1 protein-coding gene is annotated in these 872 nt (G+C 34.3%); it reads left to right on the top strand.

From position 1 onward, the window contains the following. Positions 1-182 precede the first annotated feature (182 nt). Positions 183-641: a hypothetical protein gene (locus K8089_RS16185; protein ID WP_237604325.1), complete on the top strand. Its 459-nt coding sequence runs from the start codon at positions 183-185 to the stop codon at positions 639-641. The last annotated feature ends 231 nt before the right edge of the window (positions 642-872 follow it).

The following is an 872-nucleotide window of genomic DNA, read 5'->3' as shown; positions in this document are numbered from 1 at the left end:
GAGCCTGCTTCCGAAAATCCTATCGGATTTTCTGTTTGGTTTTTATTTGCTAAATTCCGTGCTTAATCGGGCCACTAATCATATGCAGAAACGTTAGCAAACATATAAACGAAATGCAGAAATTCCATTTAATTCTAGTTCTGATTTTAACTTTCAGTTGTACTCAAACTAACAACCGAATTATGGAATTTGAAAAAGTTTTAGGCGAAAGACAAACAAATGCCCTGAATTTACTCGTATCTGACTTTGAAGAAAATTTAACGAAAATATATCCGAATTTGACAACCGAAAAAGGTTATCGACAATATCTGACTGACTTAATCTCTGACTCAACAACGGATTTGGGAAGATTTAAATTTCAATCGGACAAAACAAATACGGAATTTCATAATAGCGGATTATGGAATGAGATTTACACTAAAGATTCAGTAAGTGGTTTACAAATAAATGGAACGGGAAAATATATGCAAGCACTTTATACTGTAAAAGATTCTGATTCTTTAATAAAAAAATACTGGGAGAAAAGAGAAGCTGCGGGAATGATGCAAAACGAATTAGTGGTGAACGGAATTTTAAGCTTAAACCCTGATTTTAATGACTATTTTCATAAACGACTTGTAGTATTGGAATTTAGCTATTGAGGAGAAAATACGTTTGCTAACAATGTATAACCGCAATTACGGCGGATTCGACTGCGTCCGAATCCACTCGGAATTGCTACCGTCTGTGCCAAACCGAAAATTAACGCATATTAACCCGTAACTGACGGTTATACGCAACCGTCAGACTGTCTAATAACCTTCCTCACTTTAAGAAAAAAATCCATGGTCATTATTTGTCTTTTTTGTATCTTCATGCTATGAAATATATAA

It is taken from the genome of Aequorivita vitellina (assembly GCF_022008365.1).
Classification (GTDB): Bacteria; Bacteroidota; Bacteroidia; order Flavobacteriales; family Flavobacteriaceae; genus Aequorivita; species Aequorivita vitellina.
Note: the sequence above shows the minus strand (reverse complement) of the source record. Positions and strands in the feature narration are given on the sequence as shown.